This window comes from Chromohalobacter sp. 48-RD10, assembly GCF_029889785.1.
Lineage (GTDB): Bacteria > Pseudomonadota > Gammaproteobacteria > Pseudomonadales > Halomonadaceae > Chromohalobacter.
Genome location: NZ_JARANX010000114.1, coordinates 1 through 1,790, shown reverse-complemented (window position 1 = coordinate 1,790; position 1,790 = coordinate 1). Strand labels below are relative to the sequence as shown.

The window sequence follows — 1,790 nt, the reverse complement described above, 5'->3', positions numbered from 1 at the left end:
CTGCGGCCTTACGTTCTTCGGAGTACCTTGGCATGGAAGCTCTCATACCACCCTCTCTGAGTGGGATTCAGGCGAAATCGCCATCTGGACAACTAGGCTGGCAGAGAGGGGTACCAGCACGTCACAATCCAGATAGATGACACGCTCACAATCCACCGGCAGATAACGATGCATCAATAAGGGCAGCAAAGCTGCGATACCGAAACGGCCAGCCTGAAGCCCCTGTAGCGCCTGCACATCGACGTCGATGATATGCAGGGCAGCACCACCCTTTTCCACCACCTTACGCAAGCGTTCCGCAGTGTCTTCTTCCAGCCCCGGGGTGAGCACGAAAAAACGCAGCCGCTCGGGGCGGGAAGCGTTGGCAATGGCCGACGCCATGACGACGGCACCAAAGCGCGCATAGCCCTCATCGGCACACAGCACCACATTCATTTCGACATCACCTCTTTTCCATTGTGCTCACCGAACAGGTAGTAAGACATCCCCACACCGCCGACGATGATGTAGAAGTACATGCCGGAATTGAAGATCAGGTATGACTCGAACGCGTTGATGATGAAAAAGAATGCCCAGGCCGATAATAGCCCCACGCCCCAATAGCGCTGCCCAGGACGAAGCAGTCGAACGGTCCCCTTGAGGATCATCCAGGTGAGAATCACCAACGCCAACATCCCCAGGGCACCATACGCCAGTAGGATTTCCAGATAGGAATTATGGAAATGCCCAAAGCGTTGTTTCACCCGGTCCGGGAAGGGGCCTTCGTCAAACAACGGTTTGCGGCTCTCCGCGCCCCAACCCGTCAAGGGGCGTTCGGATATCCTGTCCAATGCATATACCCAGGTATGGAGACGGATGCCAACGCTGGTGTAGCCTATATCGGCGATGCCCCCTGTCTTGAGCGATTGTATTGTCGCTTGCGAGGCGTGGAACCGTTTCTCGAGGACCGGTGCCAACGAGTACCCAAGCACCGTCAGCACACTAGCCACAGCGATAAAGACCACCACGCCCTTGGTGCTTAACGCCTTGTAGTGCCGCCGCCTGAATAGAGATACCAAGCCCACGACGAGCAAACCCGCCATCACAATAGCCATTGCCAACAAGGCCGACCGCGTCTGGGTCACGGCGATCCCCACCAAGCCAAGTACCGTCAAACTCAGCGCTGCCACCCACTCGACACCTCGGCCGGGCCGTTGTAGACACCGTGCAAGCCAACTGCCGCCCACGATCAATACGAGGCCCATAAAGAAAGCGGTGTGTTGGGCGTTCGTGTAGCCGAAATTCGCTCGGCGCCCCGCGATGGCCGCCAGCCACTCTCCAGTGTTGGAATTAAGCGCCAAAGAAACGAGGAAGCCAACCAGAAAGACCGTCAACAGATACTTGGCCGCCCGTATGGAGCCTCGTAACCACCAGGCCACTGCAATGCATAGGAACAGCTTGCTGAAGTGCCTGGCGGCCTTTACCTGCTCATCGGCAAAATCTGGAAAACGCTCTACCGCAAAGAAATATACGCCCACCTGCAGCACGACGAACGCCACTAGCAGCAGGAATACCCTGTGCCACTTGTCCGACGGCTCCGGCTCCGTACACCAAGCGATCACGAAACACAGGATGAAAACGGACTCTGCCGAACGTGAAAGATCGAAACTAATTAACCATGAGAAGGCATAGATGGATAACGGTAGTTTTCAACCCAGTTGTCCAAAAAGTTTGTTCTAAGCCGCGCATTGGTTACGCTTGATTTCCTGGCACTTTCCTGGGTTGAGCGGCACAGCTCCGGTTGGCTCCCA

The 1,790-nt window shown here is 56.1% G+C and carries 2 protein-coding genes; both read right to left on the bottom strand.

The window, feature by feature from the left end; translation table 11 throughout:
- Positions 1–42: 42 nt before the first annotated feature.
- Positions 43–435, bottom strand: coding sequence for a glycosyltransferase (locus OP496_RS17545; RefSeq protein WP_280565179.1), 393 nt, complete (start codon positions 433–435; stop codon positions 43–45).
- Positions 432–1,526, bottom strand: a complete 1,095-nt coding sequence (locus tag OP496_RS17540; protein ID WP_280565177.1) for an O-antigen ligase family protein — start codon at positions 1,524–1,526, stop codon at positions 432–434. Before OP496_RS17540 ends, OP496_RS17545 begins: the two co-directional genes overlap by 4 nt.
- Between the last annotated feature and the right edge of the window lie 264 nt (positions 1,527–1,790).